22 protein-coding genes are annotated in these 25,684 nt (G+C 72.7%); 17 read left to right on the forward strand and 5 right to left on the reverse strand.

Features of this window, described 5'->3' with window-relative positions:
- Positions 1–151 precede the first annotated feature (151 nt).
- Positions 152–1,522 carry an SWIM zinc finger family protein gene (locus ACIO3O_RS05530; RefSeq protein WP_401742268.1) on the reverse strand — a complete coding sequence of 457 codons (1,371 nt, stop codon included), beginning with the start codon at positions 1,520–1,522 and terminating at the stop codon, positions 152–154.
- 128 nt (positions 1,523–1,650) lie between these two features.
- On the opposite strand from ACIO3O_RS05530, the gene ACIO3O_RS05535 reads away from it, so the two are divergent.
- The 6 genes from ACIO3O_RS05535 to sucD all read left to right on the forward strand — a co-directional run bounded on the left by ACIO3O_RS05535 (position 1,651) and on the right by sucD (position 9,505).
- Positions 1,651–2,100: a hypothetical protein gene (locus ACIO3O_RS05535; protein WP_401742270.1), complete on the forward strand. Its 450-nt coding sequence runs from the start codon at positions 1,651–1,653 to the stop codon at positions 2,098–2,100.
- A gap of 104 nt (positions 2,101–2,204) precedes the next feature.
- A complete protein-coding gene (locus tag ACIO3O_RS05540) occupies positions 2,205–3,332 on the forward strand; it encodes an AAA family ATPase (protein ID WP_401742273.1) in 1,128 nt (375 codons plus the stop codon).
- A gap of 8 nt (positions 3,333–3,340) precedes the next feature.
- Entirely contained in the window at positions 3,341–5,842 is a 2,502-nt protein-coding gene (locus tag ACIO3O_RS05545; protein WP_401743375.1) for a DUF5682 family protein, read from the forward strand.
- Entirely contained in the window at positions 5,839–7,050 is a 1,212-nt protein-coding gene (locus ACIO3O_RS05550) for a VWA domain-containing protein (protein WP_401742274.1), read from the forward strand. Before ACIO3O_RS05545 ends, ACIO3O_RS05550 begins: the two co-directional genes overlap by 4 nt.
- A 367-nt stretch (positions 7,051–7,417) precedes the next feature.
- Positions 7,418–8,599, forward strand: coding sequence for an ADP-forming succinate--CoA ligase subunit beta (sucC, locus tag ACIO3O_RS05555; RefSeq protein ID WP_401742275.1), 1,182 nt, complete (start codon positions 7,418–7,420; stop codon positions 8,597–8,599).
- Positions 8,600–8,620: 21 nt separating this feature from the next.
- Positions 8,621–9,505 (forward strand): succinate--CoA ligase subunit alpha, encoded by an 885-nt coding sequence (sucD, locus tag ACIO3O_RS05560; protein ID WP_189821015.1) that lies wholly within the window; start codon positions 8,621–8,623, stop codon positions 9,503–9,505.
- Between the two features lie 76 nt (positions 9,506–9,581).
- On the opposite strand, the gene ACIO3O_RS05565 is transcribed toward sucD, so the two are convergent.
- The gene (locus ACIO3O_RS05565; RefSeq protein ID WP_401742278.1) at positions 9,582–11,216 is read right to left on the reverse strand and encodes a sigma factor-like helix-turn-helix DNA-binding protein; all 1,635 of its coding nucleotides are present in this window, start codon (positions 11,214–11,216) and stop codon (positions 9,582–9,584) included.
- 131 nt (positions 11,217–11,347) lie between these two features.
- Between ACIO3O_RS05565 and ACIO3O_RS05570 the strand changes: the two genes are divergently transcribed.
- Positions 11,348–13,132 (forward strand): DUF6350 family protein, encoded by a 1,785-nt coding sequence (locus tag ACIO3O_RS05570; RefSeq protein WP_401742280.1) that lies wholly within the window; start codon positions 11,348–11,350, stop codon positions 13,130–13,132.
- A 64-nt stretch (positions 13,133–13,196) separates the two neighbouring features.
- On the opposite strand, the gene ACIO3O_RS05575 is transcribed toward ACIO3O_RS05570, so the two are convergent.
- Positions 13,197–14,036, reverse strand: coding sequence for a hypothetical protein (locus ACIO3O_RS05575; RefSeq protein ID WP_401742281.1), 840 nt, complete (start codon positions 14,034–14,036; stop codon positions 13,197–13,199).
- Between the two features lie 323 nt (positions 14,037–14,359).
- On the opposite strand from ACIO3O_RS05575, the gene purN reads away from it, so the two are divergent.
- A complete protein-coding gene (gene purN, locus ACIO3O_RS05580; RefSeq protein ID WP_401742283.1) occupies positions 14,360–15,025 on the forward strand; it encodes a phosphoribosylglycinamide formyltransferase in 666 nt (221 codons plus the stop codon).
- On the forward strand, positions 15,006–16,595 hold the full coding sequence (gene purH / locus ACIO3O_RS05585; RefSeq protein ID WP_401742285.1) for a bifunctional phosphoribosylaminoimidazolecarboxamide formyltransferase/IMP cyclohydrolase: 1,590 nt from the start codon (positions 15,006–15,008) through the stop codon (positions 16,593–16,595). Before purN ends, purH begins: the two co-directional genes overlap by 20 nt.
- 70 nt (positions 16,596–16,665) lie before the next feature.
- Here the strand turns inward: purH and ACIO3O_RS05590 are convergent, their stop codons facing one another.
- Positions 16,666–17,409 (reverse strand): RDD family protein, encoded by a 744-nt coding sequence (locus tag ACIO3O_RS05590; protein WP_401742287.1) that lies wholly within the window; start codon positions 17,407–17,409, stop codon positions 16,666–16,668.
- 265 nt (positions 17,410–17,674) lie between these two features.
- On the opposite strand from ACIO3O_RS05590, the gene ACIO3O_RS05595 reads away from it, so the two are divergent.
- The gene (locus ACIO3O_RS05595) at positions 17,675–18,541 is read left to right on the forward strand and encodes a bifunctional methylenetetrahydrofolate dehydrogenase/methenyltetrahydrofolate cyclohydrolase (RefSeq protein WP_401742289.1); all 867 of its coding nucleotides are present in this window, start codon (positions 17,675–17,677) and stop codon (positions 18,539–18,541) included.
- A 35-nt stretch (positions 18,542–18,576) separates the two neighbouring features.
- Complete coding sequence (locus ACIO3O_RS05600) at positions 18,577–19,182, forward strand: DUF3017 domain-containing protein (RefSeq protein WP_401742291.1); 606 nt, start codon at positions 18,577–18,579, stop codon at positions 19,180–19,182.
- Positions 19,183–19,250: 68 nt separating this feature from the next.
- Here ACIO3O_RS05600 and ACIO3O_RS05605 read toward each other — a convergent pair whose 3' ends face one another.
- Positions 19,251–19,679 (reverse strand): hypothetical protein, encoded by a 429-nt coding sequence (locus ACIO3O_RS05605; protein ID WP_401742294.1) that lies wholly within the window; start codon positions 19,677–19,679, stop codon positions 19,251–19,253.
- Positions 19,680–20,030: 351 nt separating this feature from the next.
- Here ACIO3O_RS05605 and ACIO3O_RS05610 point away from each other — a divergent pair, with 351 nt between their 5' ends.
- The 6 genes from ACIO3O_RS05610 (at position 20,031) to ACIO3O_RS05635 (ending at position 25,585) form a co-directional block, all read left to right on the forward strand.
- A complete protein-coding gene (locus tag ACIO3O_RS05610; RefSeq protein ID WP_401742296.1) occupies positions 20,031–20,747 on the forward strand; it encodes a helix-turn-helix domain-containing protein in 717 nt (238 codons plus the stop codon).
- Positions 20,744–21,622, forward strand: coding sequence for a helix-turn-helix domain-containing protein (locus ACIO3O_RS05615; RefSeq protein ID WP_401742299.1), 879 nt, complete (start codon positions 20,744–20,746; stop codon positions 21,620–21,622). Before ACIO3O_RS05610 ends, ACIO3O_RS05615 begins: the two co-directional genes overlap by 4 nt.
- A gap of 411 nt (positions 21,623–22,033) precedes the next feature.
- A complete protein-coding gene (locus ACIO3O_RS05620; RefSeq protein WP_401742302.1) occupies positions 22,034–23,362 on the forward strand; it encodes a helix-turn-helix domain-containing protein in 1,329 nt (442 codons plus the stop codon).
- Positions 23,363–23,704: 342 nt separating this feature from the next.
- Entirely contained in the window at positions 23,705–24,694 is a 990-nt protein-coding gene (locus tag ACIO3O_RS05625; RefSeq protein WP_401742305.1) for a malate dehydrogenase, read from the forward strand.
- 112 nt (positions 24,695–24,806) lie between these two features.
- Positions 24,807–25,058 (forward strand): helix-turn-helix transcriptional regulator, encoded by a 252-nt coding sequence (locus ACIO3O_RS05630; RefSeq protein ID WP_401742308.1) that lies wholly within the window; start codon positions 24,807–24,809, stop codon positions 25,056–25,058.
- A complete protein-coding gene (locus ACIO3O_RS05635) occupies positions 25,055–25,585 on the forward strand; it encodes a hypothetical protein (RefSeq protein ID WP_401742309.1) in 531 nt (176 codons plus the stop codon). The genes ACIO3O_RS05630 and ACIO3O_RS05635 overlap by 4 nt, the downstream gene beginning before the upstream one ends.
- Positions 25,586–25,684: the final 99 nt, after the last annotated feature.

Consider the following 25,684-nt stretch of genomic DNA (forward strand, 5'->3'; position numbering starts at 1 on the left):
GGCCCCCCCCCCCCCCCCCCCCCCCCCCCGGGGGGGGGGGGGGGTTTTGGGGGGGGGGGGGGGGGGGGGGGCGGGGGGGGGGGGGCGGGCCCCCCCCCCCCCCCCAGGAACAGCACCCCCCACCCACCCGCACAGAACCCCCGCCCCCCCCTCACAGCAGCGGTATCGCCTCACCCAAGCCCCCCACCCCCCACCCCGCCAACGGCTGAAACCCCTGATGCCCGCACTCCCCGAAAACAGCCACCGGCCCCCCGCCGGACAACGCCGCCAGCTTCCACAGCCCGGGCCGCCCCACCGCCCCCCGGACGACCGGAAGCGCCACTCCCGCCTTCCCCTCGACCAGTTGCCACCCCTCACCCACCGGCACCGGCACCACCCCCTCCAACGTCACCGGCACGGACTCCAGCCACGGGTCCTCCCGCAGCGCCCGCCCGTACGCCTCGACCGCCTCCGTCACCCCGCCGCCCCGCGGCAGCGCACCCCCCGCGTGCGGAGCCCCGAACCGCTCGCCGAGCGTGGCCCTCAACTGCCCCGCCCCGCCGTGCGGCAGCACCTCCGCGTCGACGGCCAGCCCGACGGGCAGCGCGATCTCGGGCGCCCGTCCCGCCGCCCCGAAGGACAGCACCAGCACGGTGCGGCCCGTGCCCTGCCCGTGCAGCCAGATCCGGCGCGTGGTGACCTTCCCGTCGGACTGGTCGTACTGGGCGAGGACCAGCCAGCTGTCGTGCACCGCGGGGCCGGCCGGTGCGGACGGCAGGCCGACCCTCGTCCGTACCGTCGTCGCCAGTTCGGCGGGCAGCCGGTCGCGGCCCAGCCACGCCCCGTCGAGCAGGTGCAACAGCGCGCACTCCTCCAGCAGGCGCGACGGCCAGCCGGGACCCGAGGCCGGTATCGACCCCAACTCCCGCACCCGCGCGGCCAGTGCGGGGGCCTGGGCGTCCACCATGCGGGCCGCCGTCTCCTCCCAGTACCCGTACCCCTCGCGCTCCGCCGAGGCCAGGCCCTCCCGCAGCAGGTCGGCGAGGCGCTGCTCCAGCTCGGATGCGCCCGACGCGATCCGGGCCGCCCGGCGTTCGGCCCGGCGGCGGGCCGCCTCCGGGTCGGCGGTCTTCTCCGCAGGGGACTCTCCCGTCTCCGCGGACGTCTCCCCCTTCTGCGCCCCGGCCCGCTCCCGGCGGCCCCGGAGCCACTCCCCGGCCCACTCGGCGGGCTCCGCCCCCGCCGTCACGACCGGGTCCTCGGCCGCCCAGAGCAGCAGCAGCCCCAGCGCGTGCTTGCAGGGGAACTTCCGGCTCGGGCAACTGCACGTGGAGGCCGCGCCCGCGCCCGCCAGGTCCACCGCCGTCCGGTACGGCCTGCTGCCGCTGCCCTTGCACAGTCCCCACAGCGCACCCGCGCCGTCGCACCCCGCCTCCGACCACGGCCCGGCCGTGCCGAGCCTGCTTCCCGCTTTGCGTGAGGCGGCGTCAGGAGCCAGTGCCAGCACCTGATCCGCCGTCCAGCGCACCCCCAGCTGATTCATGTCTCCGACGGTAGAGGCCACCACTGACAATCGCTCTGACCTGCGGTCCCGCCCAAGATCCGCTTGACTTTACCTTCTCTTTGCGATTGGGTGCGGGCTCCTGCTCCATCGATCCGGGGGACCTCTCGATGAACCGCACCACCCGCACCGCCCTGTGTACCGCCGCCGTCACCGGCCTCGTCTTCGGCCTCGGCGCCTGCTCCGAGGTGAAGGAGGCGGCCAAGTCCGCCGCCTCCGAGGGCTCGGAGAAGGCCGTCGACCAGGTCGACAAGAGCATCAACGAGACCTACGAGGTCACCTACGAGGTCACGGGCAAGGACATCGAGTCCATCGAGTTCCACGCGGGCGGCGGCACCGCGATGCAGCCCAAGCTGGAGTCGGCCAAGAAGCCCGCCTCGCCGTGGACCAAGACGGTCACGCTGAAGGGGATCATGCCGGCGGCCGTCAACCCGATCTCCGTGACCGGCGTCGCCGACCTGAAGTGCAAGGTCACCTACCAGGGCAAGGTCATCGCCGAGGCGGCGGGCGAGAAGGCCATGGCGGGCGGCTGCGTCGCCGCGTCGCCGATCGCGAAGTAGCCCGCCGGGGCCGCCAATTGGGCCCCTGACCTGCGCAGACGCTTGATTGTCAGTGGCATGGTGCACCGTGGGAACCACATCCGGGAAATCTGGAGGGGGATTCCATGACCACGCCTGCCACCGACCTGAATTCCGCCGCGGGGGCGGACTCCGCCGAGGCCCTGCGGCCGCACGCGGAGGACGCGTTCGCGCACGAACTCAAGGCGCTGGCCGCGGCCGACGACCGGCCGCGGCCCGCCCGCTGGAAGCTCTCGCCGTGGGCCGTCGCCACCTACCTGCTCGGCGGCATGCTGCCCGACGGCACGGTGATCACCCCGAAGTACGTCGGCCCGCGCCGCATCGTCGAGGTCGCCGTCACCACGCTCGCCACCGACCGCGCCCTGCTCCTCCTCGGCGTCCCCGGCACCGCCAAGACCTGGGTCTCCGAGCACCTGGCCGCCGCCGTCAGCGGCGACTCCACCCTCCTCGTCCAGGGCACGGCGGGCACCCCCGAGGAAGCCATCCGCTACGGGTGGAACTACGCGCAGTTGCTCGCCCACGGGCCCAGCCGCGACGCCCTCGTGCCCAGCCCCGTCATGCGGGCCATGGCCGACGGCATGACCGCCCGCGTCGAGGAGCTGACCCGCATCCCGGCGGACGTCCAGGACACCCTGATCACGATCCTGTCCGAGAAGACCCTGCCGATACCCGAGCTGGGCCAGGAGTGCCAGGCCGTCTCCGGCTTCAACCTCATCGCCACCGCCAACGACCGCGACCGGGGCGTCAACGACCTCTCCAGCGCGCTCCGCCGCCGGTTCAACACGGTCGTGCTGCCGCTGCCCGCCACGGCCGAGGACGAGGTCGACATCGTCTCCCGGCGCGTCGACCAGCTGGGCCGCTCCCTCGACCTGCCGGGCGGCGCGGACGCCATCGACGAGATCCGCCGCGTCGTCACCGTCTTCCGCGAGCTGCGCTCCGGGGTCACCGCCGACGGCCGCACGAAGCTCAAGTCGCCCTCCGGGACGCTCTCCACGGCCGAGGCGATCTCCGTCGTCACGAGCGGCCTCGCCCTCGCCGCCCACTTCGGCGACGGCGTGCTGCGCTCCGGCGACGTCGCCGCCGGAATCCTCGGCGCGGTCGTCCGCGACCCGGCGGCCGACCGTGTCATCTGGCAGGAGTACCTGGAGGCGGTCGTCCGCGAGCGCGACGGCTGGAAGGACTTCTACCGCGCCTGCCGCGAGGTGACTGCATGACGATCACCATGTCCCCGCCGGGCCTCGACCCGGCCGCCCCAGTCCCGCAGGCCAACACCCCCGTCCCGCGCGGGCCCTGGCTGCTCGGGGTGCGGCACCACGGGCCCGGGTCGGCACGGGCCGTGCGGGCCGCGCTCGACGCGGCGCGGCCCCGGGCCGTACTGATCGAGGGGCCGCCGGAGGCCGACACACTGCTGCCGCTCGCCGCCGACCCGCAGATGCGGCCGCCCGTCGCCCTGCTCGCACACGTCACGGACGACCCCGGGCGGGCGGCGTTCTGGCCGTTCGCCGAGTTCTCCCCGGAATGGGTCGCGGTCCGGTGGGCGCTGGCCAACGGGGCGGAGGTCCGCTTCATCGACCTCCCCGCCGCACACTCCCTGGCGGTACGGGAGGAGAGCACCGCCCTCGCCGAGGGGGACGCCCCGGCCCCCGCATCCGCCGACGCCGGCGCCGACCCCGCATCCGCCGACATCGACCCCGGCGACGGCCCCGCGCCCGCCGACGTCGACGCCCTCGCCGTCGACCCGCTGGCCGTGCTCGCCGAGGCCGCCGGGTACGACGACCCCGAGCGCTGGTGGGAGGACGTCGTCGAGCACCGCGGCGACCGGGGGGCGGACCCGTTCGCCCCCTTCGACGCGCTCGCCGACGCCATGGGGGCACTGAGGGAGGAGTACGGGCACGGGGGGCACGCCCGCGACCTGGTGCGCGAGGCGCACATGCGCATCCAACTCCGTGCCGCGAAGAAGGAGTTCGGCGAGGAGGTCGCCGTCGTCTGCGGCGCCTGGCACGTCCCCGCGCTCGCCGGGAGGCCGCCCACGCTCACCGCCGACCGCGCCCTCCTCAAGGGCCTGCCCAAGGTGAAGGCCGAGCTGACCTGGGTGCCCTGGACGCACCGCAGGCTCGCCCGGCACAGCGGATACGGGGCGGGCATCGACTCGCCGGGCTGGTACGGGCACCTGTTCGGCGCGCCGGACCGCCCCGTCGCACGCTGGATGACCAAGGTCGCGGGCCTGCTGCGGGGCGAGGACCGCCTCGTCTCCTCGGCCCACGTGATCGAGGCCGTCCGGCTCGCCGAGACCCTCGCCGTGATGCGCGGCCGCCCGCTGGCCGGGCTCACCGAGACGACCGACGCGATCCGGGCCGTGATGTGCGACGGCTCCGACGTGCCGCTCTCGCTCGTGCAGGACCGGCTGATCGTCGGAGACGTCCTCGGCGAGGTCCCGGACAGCGCCCCCGTCGTCCCCCTGCAACGTGACCTCACCCGCCGGCAGCGCACCCTGCGGATGAAACCGGAGGCGGCGGAACGGGAGTTGGAGCTCGACCTCCGCAAGGACAACGACGCCGCCCGCAGCCGCCTCCTGCACCGGCTGCGCCTGCTCGGCGTCGGCTGGGGCGAACCGGCCGAGTTCCGGGGCAGCACCGGCACCTTCCGCGAGGGCTGGCGGCTGCGCTGGGAGCCCGAACTGTCGGTGAAGGTCGCCGAGGCCGGTATCTGGGGCACCACGGTCCTGGCCGCCGCCACCGCCAAAGCGGAATCCGAGGCCGTGTCCGCCACCGCGCTCTCCGCCGTCACCGCCCTCGCCGAACAGTGCCTGCTGGCCGAACTGCCCGACGCCCTCCCGGTGGTGATGAGCGCCCTCGCCGACCGCGCCGCCCTGGACAGCGACGTCGGCCACCTCGCCCAGGCCCTCCCCGCCCTCGCCCGCACCCTGCGCTACGGCGACGTGCGCTCCACCGACACCGCCGCCCTCGCCGAGGTCGCCGCCGGCCTCTCGATGCGGATCTGCGTCGGACTGCCCCCGGCCTGCACCGGCCTGGACGACGACGGCGCCACCGGGATGCGCCGCCACGTCGACGCCGTGCACACCTCCATCGCCCTGCTGACCCGGCCGTCCGGTACCACGGGGGACACCGCCGACCCCCACGACCTGTCCGGCCGCTGGGCCAGGGTCCTGCGCACCCTCGCCGACCGGGACACCGTCGCGGGCGTCGTCCGGGGCCGGGCGGTACGCCTCCTCCTGGACGACGGACGCCTCGACGAGGACGACGCGGCCCGCCTGATGGGCCTGGCCCTCTCGCCCGGCACCCCGCCCGGCGACGCCGCCACCTGGATCGAGGGCTTCGTCGGCGGCGCGTCCGGCTCCGGCATGCTCCTGGTCCACGACGAGCGCCTCCTCGGCCTGGTCGACGCCTGGCTCACCGGCGTCGCGCCGGACGCCTTCACCGACGTACTGCCGCTGCTGCGGCGCACGTTCGCGGCGTACGAACCAGGAGTGCGCCGCACCCTCGGCGAACTGGTCAGGCGCGGTCCGACCCCACCCGGCGGCACCCCGTCCGCGCCCGGCGGCCCGGCCGCCGAAGCCGGTGCCCCCGGCTTCGGCCCCAGCCTCGACCAGGCCCGCGCCGACGCCGTACTCCCGCTGCTGCACCTGCTCCTGGGCACACCACCCGCACCACCCGCACCATCCGCACAGGCGCACCATGACCCCACGGAGGTGACCCCCCGATGACCACGACCACGACAACAACCGCGACAACAACCACGGACCCGACCCGCACGGCGGCCGAGGAGCGGCTGCGCCGCTGGCGGCTGGTGCTCGGCGGGGACTCCGCCGACGGCACGGGCCACCAGCTCACCGGCCAGGACGCCGGCATGGACGGCGCCCTCACCGCCCTCTACGGCGGAGAGAAGTCCAGCGGCAGCCCCCGCAACGGGCGGAACACCGACCGCTCCGCCGGGCTCGGCGCCTCCGCGCCCTCCGTCGCCCGCTGGCTCGGCGACATCCGGACGTACTTCCCCACCTCCGTCGTCCAGGTCATGCAGCGCGACGCCATCGAGCGGCTCGGGCTCTCCGCGCTGCTCCTGGAGCCGGAGATGCTGGACGCCGTCGAGGCCGACGTCCACCTCGTCGGCACCCTGCTCTCCCTCAACAAGGCCATGCCGGAGACAACCAAGGAGACCGCCCGCGCCGTCGTCCGCAAGGTCGTCGAGGACCTGGAGAAGCGCCTCGCCACCCGCACCCGGGCCACCCTCACCGGCGCCCTCGACCGCAGCGCCCGCATCCACCGGCCCCGGCACCGCGACATCGACTGGGACCGCACGATCCGCGCCAACCTGAAGAACTACCTGCCCGAGCAGGGCACGATCGTCCCCGAGCGGCTCATCGGCTACGGACGCGCCTCCCAGTCCGTGAAGAAGGAGGTCGTGCTCTGCATCGACCAGTCCGGGTCGATGGCCGCGTCCGTCGTCTACGCCTCGGTCTTCGGCGCGGTGCTCGCCTCGATGCGCTCCATCCAGACCCGGCTCGTCGTGTTCGACACGGCGGTCGTCGACCTCACCGACCAGCTGGACGACCCCGTCGACGTCCTGTTCGGCACCCAGCTCGGCGGGGGCACCGACATCAACCGGGCCCTCGCCTACTGCCAGTCGCAGATCACCCGGCCCGCCGACACCGTCGTGGTGCTGATCAGCGACCTGTACGAGGGAGGCATCCGCAACGAGATGCTCAAGCGGGTCGCCGCGATGAAGGCCTCCGGCGTGCAGTTCGTCACCCTGCTCGCGCTCTCCGACGAGGGAGCCCCGGCCTACGACCGCGACCACGCGGCCGCACTGGCCGCCCTCGGCGCCCCCGCCTTCGCCTGCACCCCGGACCTCTTCCCGGAGGTCATGGCCGCCGCGATCGAGAAGAGGCCGCTCCCGATACCGGATGCGGGCTGACCTGGGCCGCCCTGTATCCGGCCGGGGGTCCGGGGGGTGTCCCCCGGGAGATGCAGCCCGGAGGTCATGACGGCGGCGATCGAGAAACGCCCCCTCCCGATACCGGACCCCGCATGATCGGACACTCAGTGACACCGATCATGGCCGCGGACGGCACTCTGTGACAGGTATCACCGTTCAGGTGTGACCTGCGATTTAGGGACCAACGTCCCTCGGGGATAACCTGCGAGACGGACATGCCGCGTACCGGACACCGTGTACGCCTCCCTTGTGACAGCGCCGTCACGTTGCCTTCGCGGCACGCCCATCGCATTGAACGCAACGCGATCACCAGAACCCGCGATCTTCAGAAAAGGGACGGACGCGCGTGGACCTGTTCGAGTACCAGGCGAGGGACCTCTTCGCCAAGCACGGTGTACCGGTGCTGGCCGGTGAAGTCATCGACACGCCTGAGGCGGCGCGCGAAGCCACCGAGCGACTGGGCGGCAAGTCGGTCGTCAAGGCGCAGGTGAAGGTCGGCGGCCGCGGCAAGGCCGGTGGCGTCAAGCTGGCCGGCGACGCCGACGAGGCGGTGGCCCGCGCCACCGACATCCTCGGCATGGACATCAAGGGCCACACGGTCCACAAGGTGATGATCGCCGAGCTGTCCCCCGAGATCGAGGCCGAGTACTACGTCTCGTACCTCCTCGACCGCACCAACCGCACCTTCCTGGCCATGGCCTCGGTGCAGGGCGGCATGGACATCGAGGAGGTCGCGGAGAAGACCCCCGAGGCCCTCGCGAAGGTCCCGGTCAACGCCGTGGACGGCGTCGACATCGAGAAGGCCCGCGAGATCGTGGCCCTGGCGAAGTTCCCGGCCGACGTGGCCGAGGGCGTCGCCGAGGCCCTGGTCACCCTGTGGGACACCTTCGTCGCCGAGGACGCCCTCCTCGTCGAGGTGAACCCGCTGGTCAAGACCAAGGACGGGCGCATCCTGGCGCTGGACGGCAAGGTCTCGCTGGACGAGAACGCCGACTTCCGCCAGCCCGACCACGAGGCGCTCGAGGACAAGGCCGCGGCCAACCCCCTCGAAGCCGCCGCGAAGGCCAAGAACCTCAACTACGTCAAGCTCGACGGCGAGGTCGGCATCATCGGCAACGGCGCGGGTCTCGTCATGAGCACCCTGGACGTCGTCGCGTACGCCGGTGAGAACCACGGCAACGTGAAGCCCGCCAACTTCCTCGACATCGGTGGCGGCGCCTCCGCCGAGGTCATGGCGAACGGCCTGGAGATCATCCTCGGCGACCCGGACGTCAAGTCCGTGTTCGTCAACGTCTTCGGTGGCATCACCGCCTGTGACGAGGTCGCCAACGGCATCGTCCAGGCCCTGGAGCTGCTGAAGAGCAAGGGCGAGGCTGTCACCAAGCCCCTCGTTGTCCGTCTCGACGGCAACAACGCCGAGCTGGGTCGCAAGATCCTCTCGGACGCCAACCACCCGCTGGTCCAGCGCGTGGACACCATGGACGGTGCGGCCGACAAGGCCGCCGAGCTCGCCGCAGCTGCGAAGTAAGGAAGAGGGACTCCAAACACCATGGCTATCTTCCTCACCAAGGACAGCAAGGTCATCGTCCAGGGCATGACCGGTGCCACGGGCATGAAGCACACCAAGCTCATGCTGGCCGACGGCACCAACATCGTCGGTGGCGTGAACCCGCGCAAGGCCGGCACGACCGTCGACTTCGACGGCACCGAGGTCCCCGTCTTCGGCTCCGTCGCCGAGGCCATGGAGAAGACCGGCGCCGACGTGTCCGTCCTCTTCGTGCCGCCGGCGTTCGCCAAGGCCGCCGTCGTCGAGGCGATCGACGCGGAGATCCCCCTCGCCGTCGTCATCACCGAGGGCATCGCCGTCCACGACTCGGCCGCCTTCTGGGCGTACGCGACGGCCAAGGGCAACAAGACCCGCATCATCGGCCCGAACTGCCCCGGTCTCATCACCCCGGGCCAGTCCAACGCCGGCATCATCCCGGGCGACATCACCAAGCCCGGCAAGATCGGCCTGGTCTCGAAGTCCGGCACGCTGACGTACCAGATGATGTACGAGCTCCGTGACATCGGCTTCACCTCCGCCGTCGGCATCGGTGGCGACCCGGTCATCGGCACCACGCACATCGACGCCCTCGCGGCGTTCGAGGCGGACCCGGAGACCGAGCTCATCGTCATGATCGGCGAGATCGGCGGCGACGCCGAGGAGCGTGCGGCCGACTACATCGCGAAGAACGTGACCAAGCCGGTCGTCGGCTACGTCGCGGGCTTCACCGCCCCCGAGGGCAAGACGATGGGTCACGCCGGCGCGATCGTGTCGGGTTCGTCCGGCACCGCCCAGGCGAAGAAGGAGGCCCTTGAGGCCGCCGGCGTCAAGGTCGGCAAGACGCCGACCGAGACGGCGAAGCTGGCGCGCGCGATCCTCGCGGGCTGATCACAGCTTCTGATACGTCGAAGGCCCGCACCCCGGACTCGGGGTGCGGGCCTTCGCGCTGCCCGGGGCGTGGGTCTCAGCGGCCCTGCGGGAGCAGGCGCTGCGGGCCGCTCTCCGGCACGGAGCGGAGCTTGGCGCGGAGCTGCTTGTCGTGCGCGTCCAGGCGCTGGGGGCCGTTGTTCGCCGGCACGCCGCCGACCCGCTCGCCCGACGGGAGCGGGGCCTCGTACCGGGTCGGGGCCGTGGCCAGGGTGAAGCTCGTCGCGCCGATGATCAGCGTGGTGAACGCGATGGCCGCCCGCGTCCAGAACCGGGTCTTGCGCTCGCTCCGGCTGCGCATCTCGCTGCCCGTCGGCAGGGCGTCCACCGGCTGGGCCGAGGCCAGGGTGATGAGACGTTCCTGCACCAGGGCGGACTGCTCGGCGGGGGTGCGGGCCTCGGCCAGTTCCGGGAGCTTCTGGGCGACGACCGTACGGGCGTGCTCCAGGCGGTTGGCGGCGGCCGGGGTGGTGGCCTCGGTCTCGGCGGCGGTCTCGGGGAGGTCGAGGCCGAGGCCGTCGTAGAGGACGAGGGTGCGGCGGTAGGGGGGCGGGAGCTGGAGGAGGGCTTCGAGGAGCGGCTCCTGCGGGGCCGGGGCGTCCGCCGTCTCCGCCGTCTCCGGGGGCTGCGGGGGGTCGATGTGCTTGTGGGACGGGCGGAGGCGCTGCCACGGGGACATCGCGTACTCGTACGCCGCCGCGCGGACCCAGCCCGCCGGGTCGCCGTCCGTGGCGACCTCGGGCCAGCGCTGCCAGGCGAGGTGGAAGGCGCGCTCCACGGACTCGTGGGAGAGGCGGTGGCGGCCGGTGAGGAGGTAGGCCTGGCGGAGGAGGGAGGGGGCGGTGTGGGAGTAGAGGTGGTCGAAGGCTTCGGCGGGGGAGGCGGCTGTGGCTGTGACGGTGGCTTCGGAGGGTGCCTCGGTCGTGGCCTCCGCCGGGGTGGGGGCCTTTTCGGGTGCGGTACGGGGACGGAGACGCTTCTGGGGAGCGGTGGGCTTGGCTGCACCGGGCGCGGGGGGTGTCGGGGCGGGCCGGGGGGTGCGGGGCTTTGCGGGGCGGGTGGGTGTGGCGGTGCGGCGGGCCGGGGCGGGGGCGGGCTGGGCCTGGGCGGCAGCGGGCTGAGCCGGGGTCGGGGGTTCGGCTCTGCCGGGCTGGGCCGGAGTGGGGGGTTCGGCTCTGCCGGGGGCCGCCCCCTTGCCCGCCCGTTCCGCCCCCGGGGGGCGGCCCCGCCGCCCAAGGGGGCTGCCGGTGGAGGGGGTGCCGTCCCGCTGCCCAAGGGGGCTGCCGGAATCGGGGCGGTTGGGCTTGGTGAGGGGGTTGCCGGAGTCGGGGCGGTTCGGCCCGGTGAGAGGGCTGGTGGAATCTGGGCTGGCCGGGGTGGTGGCCGGAGGTGTGGGCGTGGTCGCGGGGGAGGTGCGGACCGGGGTGGCTTGGCCGGTGGTGGTGAGTTCGGTGGTGATGGTGGCGAGGAGGCGGGCGTAGAGGTCGCGTTTGCGGCCGCGGGGGGAGGTGCGGCCGAGTTCCCAGGAGCGGACCGTTTCGCGGGTGACGCCCACGATCTCCGCCACCTGCGCCTGTGACAGCGCCTTCGCCTCGCGCAGTCTGCGGCGTTCCTTCGGGGACGGCAGGTCGACCGAGGGGGTCGCCGGGGCGGTCCCGGTGTTCCTGGTCATCGACGGACCACCCTCCCCGGAGTTCCCGTGACAGCACGGCGGGCGAAAAAGTACATAAACGTATATTGGGCGACACGTCGGCCATTCGCCCGTTACGCGAAGATGGCGCGTGTCGTGGGCAGCATGGCCGCGTGAACCCGAATCCGGTGACCGAGCAGCCGCTGCCGCACCCCCCGCAGCAGGAGCAGCAGCACGAGAAGCAGTACGAGAAGCACGAGCGGCACGAACAGCACGAGGTGCAGGGCGGGGCGGTCGGGCGGCGCGCCGTCCGGGCCGCGTGCGTGGTGCGGGGCGGGCTGGCCGCCGGGCTGGGGCTCGGGGCGTTCGCGGTGCTGGTCATGGTGCTGTGGATCAGCTCGCCGTACCCGGACGCGGGGGCCGGGGCCGCGCTGCACGTCGCCGCCGGGCTCTGGCTGCTCGCGCACGGCGCGGACCTCGTCCGTACCGACACGCTCGGCACGCTGGGCGGTGTCGCCGCGCCCGTCGGGCTGACCCCGCTGCTGTGCTCCGTACTGCCCCTGTGGCTGGCCCACCGCACCGCGCGGGACGCGTGCGAGGAGGACGAGGACGGCGAGGAGGGCGAGGAGCCGCGTGACGCCGCCTCCGGGTGGGAGGCGTTCGGGGGCGTGACGCTCGGATATCTGCTGGTGGGAGCGCTGGCGGCGCTGTACGCCGCCGGTGGCCCGCTGCCCGCGACGGCCGGGAGCGTGGCGCTGCATCTGCCGCTCGTGGTGGGGATCGCCGCCGCAGCCGGGGTGTGGACCGCGTTCGGGCGCCCGCACGGGCCGCTGCCGCACTGGGTCCCGGCAGGCGTGCGGCGCGGACTCTCGCGCCCCCGGTTCGCCGTGGCGGCGCGCGCGGCGGGCGCGGGAACGGCGGTGCTCGTGGGCGGCGGGGCGCTCGTCGTCGGTATCTCGCTGGGGTGGCACGCGGACCTGGCCCAAGAGTCGTTCGTACGGCTCGCGGGGGAGTGGTCGGGGCGCTTCGGGGTGCTGCTGCTGGCGCTCGCGCTGGTCCCGAACGCGGCGCTGTGGGGCGCCTGTTACGGGATCGGGGCGGGCTTCGAGGTCGGCGCGGGCGCGACGGTGAGCCCGTTGGGCGCGGTGGGCGCGAGTGCGGCCCCGCCCTTCCCGCTGCTGGCCGCGCTGCCCGGCGAGGGGCGCGGGACGGCCCTCAACTGGGCGGCGGCGGGCGTGCCGTTGGCCGCCGCCGTGGTGGTGGCCTTGATGGTCGTACGGGTGGCCGCGCCCGCCTATGCGGTACGGGAGGAGGCCTGGGGGAGGCGGCGGACGGCCGGGGTGGTGGTCCTGGCGGGAGTGGCGTGCGGGGCGCTGACGGCGGTGCTCGCGGCGGCGTCGGGCGGGCCGCTCGGCGTTGAACGGCTGGCCGTGTTCGGGCCGGTGGGGTGGGTGGCGGGCCTGGGCGCACTGGGGTGGGTGGTGCTGGTGGGGGTGCCGGTGGCCCTGGGAGTGAGGGCGTGGCGGGTGCGGGAGAGGCAGGGGTGGCGGAGATTGCCGGTCCCCGCGGGGCGAGGGCGGAGAGCTCCGGTGCAGGCGCCTCCCGCGCATGTGCCTCCTGTACAGGCAGCTCCCGTACAAGCAGCTCCCGTACAAGCGACTCCCGTACAAGCGACTCCCGTACAGGCAGCTCCCGTACAGGCAGCTCCCGTACAGGCAACTCCCGTACCGGAAGCGTCTCTTCCCGCGACCCCGTCGCACGTGCCGGAGCCCGCAGTGGCTCCGCCGCCGCCTCCGGTCGTGCCGCCCGGGCAGGGTTCCTGGCACGACAGTGGTGCGCGGGAAGTGCGGTGGGCGGCGTTGCGGGAGGGGTCCGGGGGGCTCATGGCGGAGGTGTGGGAAGAGGGGGAGGGGTTCCCGCCTTCGGCCGGTGACGGCCACTCCCCGCCCCTTCCCTGAACCCTGCGGGGGGTTGCCGTACACACCGCGAAGCGGTGCACACCGCGCCCCCCGCGCACGGGTGTTACTCCTTCACCCCGAAGACCGGCACCAGCGACTTCGGCAGTTCCTCGTTGCAGGAGACCTGGGCCGACTTCGTCAGGGAGTCCGCCACGCACGTGTAGTAGTCCCGGTACACCATCTGCACCGTGAACGTCGCCACCACGATCGCCAGCGCCAGCCCCGCCGTCACCAGGCCGCTCACCGCCGCCGTCGTCTGCGGACGCGTACTGGTCGCGGGGTCCACCTTCGCCCGGTTGCGCAGCGAACTGATGCCCCAGTACAGGGCCAGCGCGCCCAGCAGCAGTGCGATCTCCCGCTGGGTGAACACCGCGAAGAAGAACGCCCACATGCCCGCGAGCAGCGCGTACCGCGCCCGCCGCTGGACCGGGTCCGTCGGGTCCCAGCGCAGACCCGAACCCGGGCCGCCGTCCTGGCCGTCCGGCCCGTTCTGACCGCGCCCGGGGGACGGCGGGCCGCCGAAGCCGCCGTCGCCGCGGCCCGGCTGACGGTTGCTCCACTGACCGCCCCAGCCGCCCGAGCCCGAAGACGCACCCGACCCCGAGCCCGAGGACGAGTCCTCCGAAGACCCCGCGGGCTTGCGCGGCTGCCACGGCTTGTCCGGCGTCCCCTCCGGCGGCGGCGCGAACGGATTGTCGTCCTGGGCCGAGGGGGCCGAGGGGGCCGAAGGGGCCGATGGCGTCGATGGGGCCGAGGGCGTGGCAGGAGACGTGCCCGGCGCGGCGCCCGTCTCCCCGCCGCCCTTGCGCTCCCGCAGCAGGAGCCCCCCGCCGGCCGAGGGCTGCGGCAGCGGGAACGGGAACGGGTGGCGGCTCGGGGCCGCGTCGCGGCGTCGGTCCGTCATCTGGTGAACGTCTTCCCCTCGGACCTTCCGTCGCCCCCCGGAGCGTTGTGCCCCGTGGTGCGGAAGGTCGTGTGTCGTGTGGTGCTCCGCCCGGCGGCGGTCCGGCGCGACGCCGGGGCCCGTGACGGGATGCGAGTCCTGCCCTGACGCTACCTGGCGCCGGTGCACCCGTCCCGTGGGGGCGGGCCGGTGTGCCGGTATCGTTGCTGACGTTCGGCGCCTTCGTAGGGTTCCCCGTATAGCGGGCTGCGATTCCTTCGTACGACCCCACAAAGCCCGTTCGATCCCCAGAACCCGCACGTGCCGCGAGAAAGAGACCCGCCGTGGCCTCCCTGCCCCCCTCCGCACCTCCCCTCCCGCACCCCTCCGGACGCCCCGCCCGTCTGGTGGTCCTGGTCTCCGGCTCCGGTACGAACCTCCAAGCGCTGCTCGACGTCATCGAGGCGGTCCCGAACTACGGAGCGGAGATCGTCGCGGTCGGCGCTGACCGGGAGAACATCGTCGGCCTGGAGCGGGCCCGGGGCGCGGGCATCCCCACCTTCGTCTGCCGGGTCAAGGACCACGGGACGCGCGAGGAGTGGGACGCGGCGCTGACGGACGCGACCGCCTCCTACGAGCCGGACCTGGTCGTCTCGGCCGGGTTCATGAAGATCGTGGGCAAGGAGTTCCTGGCCCGGTTCGGCGGGCGGGTGGTCAACACGCACCCCGCCCTGCTGCCCAGTTTTCCCGGTGCGCACGGCGTCCGTGACGCTCTGGCGTACGGCGCGAAGGTCACCGGGTGCACCGTCCACTTCGTCGACGACGGCGTCGACACCGGCCCGATCATCGCCCAGGGCGTGGTCGAGGTCCGGGACGAAGACGACGAAGCCGCTCTGCACGAGCGGATCAAGGAAGTCGAGCGCCTGCTGCTCGTCGAGGTCGTGGGGCGTCTCGCCCGCAACGGCTACCGCATAGAGGGACGAAAGGTTCATGTCGGTGAACTCCGCTAACCCGGCCAACTCCAACTCCATCAACAAGAAGCCCATCAAGCGCGCTCTTGTCAGCGTCTACGACAAGACCGGTCTGGAGGAGCTGGCCCAGGGCCTGCACGAGGCCGGCGTCGAGCTGGTGTCGACCGGCTCCACCGCCGCGAAGATCGCCGCCGCCGGTGTCCCGGTCACCCGGGTCGAGGAGCTGACCGGCTTCCCCGAGTGCCTGGACGGCCGGGTCAAGACCCTGCACCCGCGCGTGCACGCGGGCATCCTGGCGGACCTGCGCCTGGAGGACCACCGCAACCAGCTCGCCGAGCTGGGCGTCGAGCCCTTCGACCTCGTCGTCGTGAACCTCTACCCGTTCACGCAGACCGTCGCCTCGGGCGCGAGCCCCGACGAGTGCGTCGAGCAGATCGACATCGGCGGCCCGTCCATGGTCCGCGCCGCCGCCAAGAACCACCCCTCGGTCGCGGTCGTCACCAGCCCCGAGCGGTACGCGGACGTCCTCGCGGCGGCCAAGGACGGCGGCTTCGACCTGCGTGCCCGCAAGCGCCTGGCGGCCGAGGCCTTCCAGCACACCGCTGCGTACGACGTGGCCGTGGCCGCCTGGTTCGCCGACGACTACGCGGCCGCCGACGACAGCGGCTTCCCGGACTTCATCGGCCAGACCTACACCCGCAAGAACGTCCTGCGCTACGGCGAGAACCCGCACCAGGGCGCCGCCCGCTACGTCGACGGCACCGGCGGCCTCGCCGAGGCGGAGCAGCTGCACGGCAAGGAGATGTCGTACAACAACTTCACCGACACCGACGCCGCCCGCCGTGCCGCGTACGACCACGCCGAGCCCTGCGTCGCGATCATCAAGCACGCCAACCCGTGCGGCATCGCCATCGGTGACGACGTCGCCGAGGCCCACCGCAAGGCCCACGCCTGCGACCCGCTCTCCGCGTTCGGCGGCGTGATCGCCGTCAACCGTCCGGTGAGCGTCGCGATGGCCGAGCAGGTCGCGGAGATCTTCACCGAGGTCATCGTCGCCCCGGCGTACGAGGACGGGGCCGTCGAGGTCCTGGCCCGCAAGAAGAACATCCGCGTGCTGCGCTGCGAGGGCGCGCCCTCCGCGAAGGTCGAGGTCAAGCCGATCGACGGCGGCGCCCTCCTCCAGGTCACCGACCGCCTCCAGGCCGACGGCGACGACCCGAAGAACTGGACGCTGGCCACCGGCGAGGCCCTGTCCGAGGACGAGCTGAAGGAACTCTCCTTCGCCTGGAAGGCCTCCCGCGCCGTCAAGTCGAACGCCATCCTGCTCGCCAAGGACGGCGCGTCCGTCGGCGTCGGCATGGGCCAGGTCAACCGCGTCGACTCCGCGAAGCTCGCGGTCGAGCGGGCGGGCGAGGAGCGGGCCCGCGGCTCGTACGCCGCGTCCGACGCGTTCTTCCCCTTCCCCGACGGCCTGGAGATCCTGCTCGACGCGGGGGTCAAGGCCGTGGTCCAGCCCGGCGGTTCGGTCCGCGACGAGCTGGTCGTGGAGGCCGCGAAGAAGGTGGGCGTGACCATGTACTTCACGGGCACGCGCCACTTCTTCCACTGATACGAGAAGAAGGCCGCCGACTCCCCCCGGCCGGGGGGAGTCGGCGGCCTTCGCCGTGCAGCAGCGATGCCTACTTCTTGATGACGATGGTGCCGCCGGCGCGGTCGTGCCAGCCCTGGAGCTTGCCCGAGTTGTCGAAGAAGGGGGAGAGGTAGACCAGCAGCGTGCCGAGGCCGCAGAAGAGCGAACCGACCATCGGGATGATGTAGCGGATGAAGCCCGCACCCAGGCCGGGGGCCTGACCGGTGTTCTCCTTGACGACCTTGACGCCCAGGACCATCTTGCCGAGCGTGGCGCCCCAGATGGAGACCATCAGCCATTCGTAGAGCAGGGCGATGAGCGCGAACAGGGCGATTGCGCCGAAGAAGCCCGCCAGGATGCCGACGCTGGCGTTGGCGTTGTCGTTCATGCAGGAGCTGTAGTTCGCGGCCATCGGGTCGCAGTCCTGGATGGACGACGAGGCGCCGACGAGGCTCGCCATGCCGATTGCGGTGAAGATCGCGTAGAGGATGCCGTACGCGACGGCGTCCAGCGCACGTGCGCCCAGGCGGCGGCCCATCGTGGCCAGTTCGACGGTGCCCAGGCCCGCGACGTTGATGTAGCCGTTGTTGGCCTGGAGGGTGCCGCCCGGCTGCTGGGGCGGGTAGCCGTAGCCCTGCTGCGGCGGAACGCCCTGCGGGGCCTGCTGCGGGTAGCCGTAACCGGGCTGGCCCTGGGGCTGCTGGGGGTAGCCGTAACCGGGCTGACCCTGCGGCGGCTGCTGCGGCTGGCCCTGCGGCTGGCCGTACGGGTTGTTGGGGTCGCCGAAGCTCACGTGCGATTCCTCCGTTGTCGTGCTGGGGACGGTGCGGTCCGGGCGGAGGAACGTGTGTGGATACGAGCGGTTTGCCCCCCTGCGCTACCGCGAACTGCGCGCCACATCGTCGTATTAGCGACTTGTTTTTGTCCAGCCGATAGAGAGAGGTGTTGTGCAAGTGCAACGTTTGATTCCAGCCGGTGACAATCCCGGTGACCAAGGGCACCCCGGCCGGAACGGGCACTGATTGGAACCTCTTCCCCGCATCCGCGAGGATGGGGGCATGACCGCCCAGATTCTCGACGGCAAGGCCACCGCAGCCGCGATCAAGTCCGAACTCACCGGCCGCGTGGCGGCCCTGAAGAGCCGGGGAATCACTCCCGGGCTCGGCACCCTGCTGGTCGGCGACGACCCCGGCTCGAAGTGGTACGTCGCGGGCAAGCACCGCGACTGCGCCCAGGTCGGCATCGCCTCCATCCAGCGCGAACTGCCCGAGACCGCCACCCAGGAGGAGATCGAGGCCGTCGTACGGGAGCTCAACGAGGACCCCGCCTGCACCGGCTACATCGTCCAACTCCCGCTTCCCCGGGGCATCGACACCAACCGGGTCCTGGAGCTGATGGACCCGGCCAAGGACGCCGACGGCCTGCACCCGATGAGCCTGGGCCGCCTCGTCATCGGCGAGACGGGCCCGCTGCCCTGCACCCCGTACGGCATCGTGCAGCTGCTGCGCCACCACAACGTCGAGATCAAGGGCGCCCACGTGGTCGTCGTCGGCCGGGGCATCACCATCGGCCGTCCGATGCCGCTGGTCCTCACCCGCAAGTCCGAGAACGCCACGGTCACCCAGTGCCACACCGGCACCAGGGACCTCTCCCACCACCTGCGCCAGGCCGACATCATCGTGGCCGCCGCCGGTGTCCCGCACCTGATCAAGCCCGAGGACGTCAAGCCGGGTGCGGCGATCCTGGACGTCGGCGTCAGCCGCGACGAGAACGGCAAGATCGTCGGCGACGTGCACCCCGGTGTCGCCGAGGTCGCGGGCTGGGTCGCCCCCAACCCGGGTGGCGTGGGCCCGATGACCCGTGCCCAGCTGCTGGTCAACGTCGTTGAGGCGGCCGAGCGCGCAGCCGGTGTCGACGCGGGCTGAGCCGGAACCGTACGGGACGAAGAGGGAGCGAAGCCATGGGCGGGCAGGCCGACGACCACAACGAGCCGAACGGCAAGGCCGCACCGGCCGGGACGGCTCGGCCCGAGGATGAGGCGACCGGGCCCGCCGGGTCCGAACCCGAGCCCGCAGAGACCGGGACCACGGCCGGGACCGGGCCCGGCGAGCCCGGCGAGCCCGCGGCCAAGGGCGTCGTCAGCGCTCCCGGCCCCGAGGGCCCGGTGCGCACCACCCGGCGCTTCCCGCTCCTGACCCGGGACACCGCCCGCCCCGAGGGCGGCGGCCGGGCCGCCGACGGGGACGCCCCGGCGCCGGTGCGGCAGTGGCCGCTGATCACGGTGCTGGGCCTGACCGGGATCGGGCTGCTGCTGGTCGCCGTCGACGCGTTCGACATGGGCTTCCGGCTGGGCACGGTGCTGATCGGGGTCGCGCTGGTGACCGGGGCGGTCTTCCGCTGGGTGCTGCCGAGCGTGGGCATGCTGGCGGTCCGCTCCCGGTTCACGGACATCGTGACGTACGGACTCCTGGGCGTGGTGATCATGCTGCTGGCGATGATGACGCAGCCCGACCCGTGGCTGAAGGTGCCGATCCTGGAGGAAGCGGTGCGCTTCACGGTGCGCTGATCCCTGCACGCACACGACGGTGGCCCGTTCCTCCCCCCGAGGAACGGGCCACCGTCGTGTGTGTGCGCTCAGCGGCAGCTCGGGCTGTTGCGGATGTTGATCGCGTACGGCTTCCAGCCCGCCCGGACGCCGTACACCCGGCGCGGCTTCGCGCACTCCCAGTGCTTGCCGGTGCCGTTGTGGCGCATGAGGTAGATGCGGGCGCCGTCGTCGTAGCGGGAGTTGACGATGACGTTCGCGGACCGGGCGCGGGAGCCGAGCTGCTGGTAGCCCCCGTCCTTGTACGCGGCCTTGTAGGTGTTGCCCCGGTAGAAGCAGACGCGCGGCCAGGCGCAGCGCCGGGCCTGGGCCTGGACGCCGGCGGTGTTCACGGTGGTGACGGCCGCGGCCGCCTTCGCCGGCGTGGCCGCCGCCGCGGTCCCCGTCCCGGCGGCGAAGAGCCCGCCGAGGGTCAGTGCGGCGGTGGCCAGCGCGACGGCGCGTTCGGGAGCGTGCATGGTGGTGTTCCTCCCCGTTGTCGTACGGTCCGCTCCGGTTCGGGGCGGGGTACGGGACCGACTGTGCGCCGCCGTTTCCGGTCGCCGCCACAGCCCCGCGCCCGTACGGGAAGGCGTGGGACGTCCCACGCCGTGGCCTGCGGTTTCGCCCCGTCCCACGAGGCGTCGCGGGGACGGTGGGGACGCCGGGGGAGCGCCGGAAGGTGGCCAAAAGACGTTCCGCCGTCACCGGGGCGGGGAACCCGTGCGGGGGGCCCTCGCATCATGAGGAGGGACTGCCGGGGGTAGGACTCCCCGGGTCGGGGGTCCGGGGTCCGCCCCGGAAGAGTGGACACGCGTACGGGGTGAAGCATGGCGCGCTGGAAGACACTGCCGCCTCAGCTGGGCGAACGCGACCGTCAACTGGTCGTCCAGCTGCGGAGGCTGAAGGACCACAGCGGCCTGAGCCTGGCCGCCCTGGAGACGAAGACGGGCAGCAGCCGCTCCTCCTGGGAGCGCTACCTCAACGGCCGCACCCCGCCGCCGAGAGAGGCGGTCGAGGAAATGGCCCGGGTCTGCGGCAGCGACCCCACCCGCCTCCTCGTCCTGTACGACGTCGCCGCCCGCGACCGGGGCGGTGCCCCCGGCGACGGGCCGCGCCGGCACCCGGACGTGGAGCCGCAGGAACCGCCCCGCCCCGTCCGCCGCCCGCGCCCCCTCCTGCTGGTGGCCGCCGGGTGCGCCCTCCTGGTCGCCTTCGCCGCCGGGTACGCGGTCGCGTCGGTCACCGGCGAGGACCCCTATACGTACGAGGAGGGCCGGACGTACCCCTGCGCGGACGCCCGCAAGGACGGCGGCCGGTACGCCGGGCACAGCGTCACCCGGGAGAGCCTGCTGATGCCCAACACCCGGGGCCGGGACGTGGTCGAGGCACAGTGCCTGCTGAAGCGGCACGGCTTCGACGCGGGCGCGGTCGACGGACTCTACGGCCCGGCCGCCAAGGACGCCGCCCGTGCCTTCCAGCGCGGGCACGGGCTGGTGCCCGACGGCCTGGTCGGCGAGAACACCTGGCGGGAGCTGCGCCGATGAGGAGTGAAGAAGCGGCACCGGTTCCGGGCGGGGACCGTGCCCAGCTGGCGGCGGAATTGCGCGAGTTGAGGGTCGGTACGGGGCTGAGCCTGGCGGCGCTGGCCGGGCGCACCCCGTACAGCAAGTCCTCCTGGGAGCGTTATCTCAACGGCAAGAAGCCGGTGCCGAGGCAGGCCGTGGAGGCGCTGTGCACGGTCGCGGGCGAGCCGCCCGCCCGGCTGCTGGCCCTGTGGGAGCTGGCGGACGCCTCCTGGAGCGGCCGCTCGGCGGCGCAGGAGGCGTCCGTGCCCGAGGAGCCGGTGCACGGGGCCGGCCGTGCGCCCGACACCGTACGGACGAAGAAGTGGCGGCCGTACGCCCTGCTGGCCGGCGGGGCGCTGGTCGGGGCGGCGGCCGCGGTGGCCGGGGTCGTGGCGCTCGGGGCGGGCGGTGCACCCGGTGCCGGGGCGTCGCCGCAGGCGAGCCGGGCGAACGCGGTGGAGGCGGGGTGCCTGGGCGCGCAGTGCGTGGGGCGCACGCCCAAGGGGATGGGGTGCGGGCAGTCGGGGGCGGCGAATTCGCTGGTGGACCGCACCGCGAAGGGCGGGCAGCGGCTGGAGATCCGGTACAGCAGCGTGTGCCGGTCGGTGTGGGTGCGGGCGTCGTTCCTGAAGGTGGGGGACCGGGTCGCGCTCTATCCGGCGCTGGCCGACGAGACCGACGTACAGGACGAAACACCAGCAACCACCCCAAAGGTCATGCGGGCGGAGGCCGTCGATGTGGGGGATGCCACAGATTGGGTCGTCACGCCGATGCTTGCGCCGCGTGATCCGTCCGGTGTGCGCGCCTGCCTGGAGCCCAGGTCGGGGGGTGCGCCGGAGTGTTTCACCGGCTGATCCGGGAAAGATCGACATGCACAACTGGAGGGAACCATTCCGATGTTGGGCGTCGTCTTGAGATCCGGTGTCCCGAGAGGGATCACCGAAAAGATCTTGTTTCGGGGGAAGATGTTGCACAACAGTTGAAGAACGGACTTGTCTGGACATAGTGGACCGTCACGCGGGAAGGCCAGGGCTCAGGCAATCCGCACACAGCATCGATGGGACACTGGTACGGGCGATCGGAACGGGAGCGCGCAATGGGGTGCGCCGGAGTTCCGATTTGCTCCCGTGCGCTCCCGCCCCAGGAACTGACATCCTGGCTCTGCGCATCCCTCTGGGTACGCCAGGATCGAAGGGGCAAGAGCAGGGGGCTGGAACAAGAGCGCGGGGCACATCAGGAACGTACGGGGGGACAAGGGGGAAGCTATGCCTCGTTGGAAAGCGCTGCCGGAGGGACTCGACCCGCAGGTCAGGGAGTTCGCGAACCAGCTGCGTCGACTCGTCGACCGCAGCGGTCTGAGCGTGGCCGCGGTCGCGGACCGCACCGGGTACAGCAAGACGTCCTGGGAGCGCTATCTCAATGGACGGCTGCTCGCACCCAAGGGCGCGGTCGTCGCGCTCTCCGAGGTGACCGGGACCAATCCCGTGCACCTCACCACCATGTGGGAGCTCGCGGAGCGTGCCTGGAGCCGCTCCGAGATGCGCCACGACATGACGATGGAGGCCATCCGGATCTCCCAGGCGCGGGCCGCCCTGGGTGAGTTCGGCGCGCCCGTCGCCCAGAACGCCAAGTCGCGCAAGGCGGGCACCACCTCGCTCCCGCCCGGGCAGCCGGCGCCCCGCCGCCTCCCGGACCCGTCGCTGACCGACACCGGTCAGCAGCGCCGGGCCGCCCGCCCGAACACCGACGCGTTCGACATGACGACGAACCTGAAGATCCCGAGCGAGCTCAAGGCGCGCACCGGGGCCGTTCCGTCGGCGCGCCCCGGCCAGGGCCCCTCGGCCTCCGCGCGCACCGCGCCGAGCCGTCCCGCCCCGGGCCGCCCGGAGTCCGAGCGCGGCTACGCGAGCGACTTCGAGCGCGGCTTCAGCCAGGGCCAGAGCTACAACAGCCCGTCGGCGTCCTCCTCGTCCTCGTCCTCTTCGGCGTCTTCCGCTTCGGGCGGTTACGACCGTCCCGCCGGGCCGCCCGGTTCCGCGCGTCCCGGACCGCCGCCGCCGAACTCGGCGCCGGACCGCCAGCGCCAGCGCCGCAAGCTGACGATGTTCCTGGCGGGCGTCGTCGGCGCGCTGCTGGTCATCGTGGCCGCGGTGCTGCTGACCGGCGGCGACGACGAGAAGGACAAGAAGCCGACCGCGGGCAACCCCCCGGCGACCTCGGAGTCCAAGTCGAAGGCGCCGAAGCTGCCCGCGGGCGTGAAGTGCAACGGCAAGGCCTGCGACGGCAAGGACCCCGAGCAGATGGGCTGCGGCGGCGAGTACGCCGTCACGTCCGCGCGCGGCACGGTCGGCGCAGCCCGCATCGAGGTCCGCTACAGCAAGACCTGCGGTGCGGCCTGGGCCCGTATCACCGGTGCGGGCGGCGGCGACAAGGTGACGGTCTCCTCCGACACCTCGGCGGCCGGCCGCAACGGCCTGGTCGGCGCGACCGCCACCGACGCCTACACGGCGATGGTCGAGGCGGCCACGGCGGACGAGGCGCGGGCCTGCGCGACGCTGAAGAGCGGCAAGAAGGGCTGCACGACGGCCGGATAGAAGAATCTTGAAACCGGGGTGCATGCCCGCCGCCGATCAGGGCAGGCGGATGTCACCCCCCACGGGTGACGCCACCCGAGACGGCCGTTCGCGCTTCCCCCCCCCTCTGCGCGGACGGCCGTCGGCGTTCCCCCTGTCGTGGGTGTGCGCAATGAGGGTGTACGTAATGAGGGCGTACGCAAGGGGGGTGTGCGCGACAGGGTGTGCGCCGTCCCACACGGACCCGGGGGTTCGGCCCGCCCGGGGCGCGATAGCCTGGCGCCGGACATCTCTCCACATCGAGATATCCCGCACACAAGGGGCAGGGACCCCCGCCACTTCGCTTGTCTTACGGAGATCGCCATGACCCGCACTCCCGTGAATGTCACCGTCACCGGCGCGGCCGGACAGATCGGCTACGCGCTGCTCTTCCGCATCGCCTCCGGTCACCTGCTCGGCCAGGACGTGCCGGTCAAGCTGCGTCTCCTGGAGATCCCGCAGGGCCTGAAGGCCGCTGAGGGCACCGCCATGGAGCTCGACGACTGCGCCTTCCCGCTGCTCCAGGGCATCGAGATCACGGACGACCCGAACGTCGGCTTCGACGGCGCCAACGTCGCCCTCCTCGTCGGCGCCCGCCCCCGCACCAAGGGCATGGAGCGCGGCGACCTGCTCTCGGCCAACGGCGGCATCTTCAAGCCGCAGGGCAAGGCCATCAACGACAACGCCGCGGACGACATCCGCGTCCTGGTCGTCGGCAACCCGGCCAACACCAACGCGCTCATCGCGCAGGCCGCCGCCCCGGACGTCCCGGCGGAGCGCTTCACCGCGATGACCCGCCTGGACCACAACCGCGCGCTCTCGCAGCTCTCGAAGAAGACCGGCACCCCGGTCTCCGAGCTGAAGAAGCTCACGATCTGGGGCAACCACTCGGCCACCCAGTACCCGGACATCTTCCACGCGGAGGTCGCGGGGAAGAACGCCGCCGAGGTCGTCAACGACGAGCAGTGGCTGGCCGACACCTTCATCCCGACCGTCGCCAAGCGCGGCGCGGCGATCATCGAGGCCCGTGGCGCGTCCTCGGCCGCCTCGGCCGCCAACGCCGCCATCGACCACGTGTACACGTGGGTCAACGGCACGGCCGCCGGCGACTGGACCTCGATGGGCATCCCCTCGGACGGCTCCTACGGCGTCCCCGAGGGCCTCATCTCGTCCTTCCCCGTCACCTGCAAGGACGGCAAGTACGAGATCGTCCAGGGCCTGGAGATCAACGACTTCTCCCGCACGCGGATCGACGCGTCGGTCCAGGAGCTCAAGGAAGAGCGCGACGCGGTGCGCGAGCTCGGCCTGATCTGACTCCCTTTGGTCTGATCCGCTTCACGCAAAGCCCCCGGCAGTTCGACTGCCGGGGGCTTTTGCATGCCCAAAACCGTTGTGCACCTACTCTCAAATGTAGTACTTCTTATACATGAGCGAGCAGGTGCACAACAGATTGGCCGTCGTGCGGGCCGAGCGGAAAGTCTCCCGCCAGGCCCTCGCCGAAGCGGTCGGCGTCCACTACCAGACCATCGGCTACATCGAGCGCGGGCAGTACAACCCCAGCCTCGACCTGGCCCTGAGGGTCGCGGCGTTCTTCGAGCTGCCGGTGGAGGCGCTGTTCTCGCTGGAGCCGTTCGGCTCGCTCACGGAAGAGATCTACGGGAGGAAGGCACAGCCATGAACACCGCCACGCCGACGCGCTACGACCGCCGCATGCAGGCCCTGATGAACGACCCGAAGACGCACGTCCTGCACGCCACCAAGGGCCGCCGCCGCGCCGCCGTCGCCGCGCACATCGCGCTGACCGGTGCCTTCGTCGCCTGCCTCACGGTGCTGTACGCCGCCGACCAACTGTGGGCGGCCTTCGCGCTGCTGGCCCTGCTCGTGCCGTACGTCGTCACCACCGGCATCCTCAACGCCGCCACCCGCGGCCTGGTCGAGCTGCGCAGCCGGGTCCTGGACGAGCGCCAGCTCGCCGAGCGGGAGCGGGCCCGCGCCGTCGCGCACCGGATGACCGGCGCGCTGATCCTGGGCGCGGCCGTCGGCCTGTGGCTGGCCGCGTGGTGCACGGACGGCCAACTGACCCGGGCGTACGCCGCCCCGCTGCTCGGCGGCGTGTTCGTGCTGCACTGGCTGATGCCGCTGTGGGTGGCGGCCCTCCAGGTCAAGGACGTGCCGGTCGAGGACCTGGAAGCCGACCTGTACTAGAAAGAACCATCCCCCCGGACCCGTGACCGAGGGTTACGGGAGGCCCCCCTGCCGCCCTACGATGTTCCCCCTTCCCCACGGCACCACCTTGGGAAGACG

Origin of the sequence: Streptomyces sp. NPDC087440 (genome assembly GCF_044744005.1) — a bacterium.
Taxonomy (GTDB): Bacteria; Actinomycetota; Actinomycetes; order Streptomycetales; family Streptomycetaceae; genus Streptomyces.

What these genes read in the sequence shown, in the direction of transcription:
- sucD (WP_189821015.1), top strand. Translation starts at nt 8,621, where the DNA reads ATGGCTATCTTCCTCACCAAGGACAGCAAGGTCATCGTCCAGGGCATG.
- ACIO3O_RS05620 (WP_401742302.1), top strand. Translation starts at nt 22,034, where the DNA reads ATGCCTCGTTGGAAAGCGCTGCCGGAGGGACTCGACCCGCAGGTCAGG.
- ACIO3O_RS05625 (WP_401742305.1), top strand. Translation starts at nt 23,705, where the DNA reads ATGACCCGCACTCCCGTGAATGTCACCGTCACCGGCGCGGCCGGACAG.
- ACIO3O_RS05545 (WP_401743375.1), top strand. Translation starts at nt 3,341, where the DNA reads ATGTCCCCGCCGGGCCTCGACCCGGCCGCCCCAGTCCCGCAGGCCAAC.
- ACIO3O_RS05615 (WP_401742299.1), top strand. Translation starts at nt 20,744, where the DNA reads ATGAGGAGTGAAGAAGCGGCACCGGTTCCGGGCGGGGACCGTGCCCAG.
- ACIO3O_RS05630 (WP_401742308.1), top strand. Translation starts at nt 24,807, where the DNA reads ATGAGCGAGCAGGTGCACAACAGATTGGCCGTCGTGCGGGCCGAGCGG.
- ACIO3O_RS05535 (WP_401742270.1), top strand. Translation starts at nt 1,651, where the DNA reads ATGAACCGCACCACCCGCACCGCCCTGTGTACCGCCGCCGTCACCGGC.
- ACIO3O_RS05635 (WP_401742309.1), top strand. Translation starts at nt 25,055, where the DNA reads ATGAACACCGCCACGCCGACGCGCTACGACCGCCGCATGCAGGCCCTG.
- ACIO3O_RS05530 (WP_401742268.1), bottom strand. Translation starts at nt 1,522, where the DNA reads ATGAATCAGCTGGGGGTGCGCTGGACGGCGGATCAGGTGCTGGCACTG.
- ACIO3O_RS05540 (WP_401742273.1), top strand. Translation starts at nt 2,205, where the DNA reads ATGACCACGCCTGCCACCGACCTGAATTCCGCCGCGGGGGCGGACTCC.
- ACIO3O_RS05550 (WP_401742274.1), top strand. Translation starts at nt 5,839, where the DNA reads ATGACCACGACCACGACAACAACCGCGACAACAACCACGGACCCGACC.
- ACIO3O_RS05605 (WP_401742294.1), bottom strand. Translation starts at nt 19,679, where the DNA reads ATGCACGCTCCCGAACGCGCCGTCGCGCTGGCCACCGCCGCACTGACC.
- ACIO3O_RS05595 (WP_401742289.1), top strand. Translation starts at nt 17,675, where the DNA reads ATGACCGCCCAGATTCTCGACGGCAAGGCCACCGCAGCCGCGATCAAG.
- ACIO3O_RS05575 (WP_401742281.1), bottom strand. Translation starts at nt 14,036, where the DNA reads ATGACGGACCGACGCCGCGACGCGGCCCCGAGCCGCCACCCGTTCCCG.
- ACIO3O_RS05600 (WP_401742291.1), top strand. Translation starts at nt 18,577, where the DNA reads ATGGGCGGGCAGGCCGACGACCACAACGAGCCGAACGGCAAGGCCGCA.
- ACIO3O_RS05565 (WP_401742278.1), bottom strand. Translation starts at nt 11,216, where the DNA reads ATGACCAGGAACACCGGGACCGCCCCGGCGACCCCCTCGGTCGACCTG.
- purH (WP_401742285.1), top strand. Translation starts at nt 15,006, where the DNA reads ATGTCGGTGAACTCCGCTAACCCGGCCAACTCCAACTCCATCAACAAG.
- ACIO3O_RS05610 (WP_401742296.1), top strand. Translation starts at nt 20,031, where the DNA reads ATGGCGCGCTGGAAGACACTGCCGCCTCAGCTGGGCGAACGCGACCGT.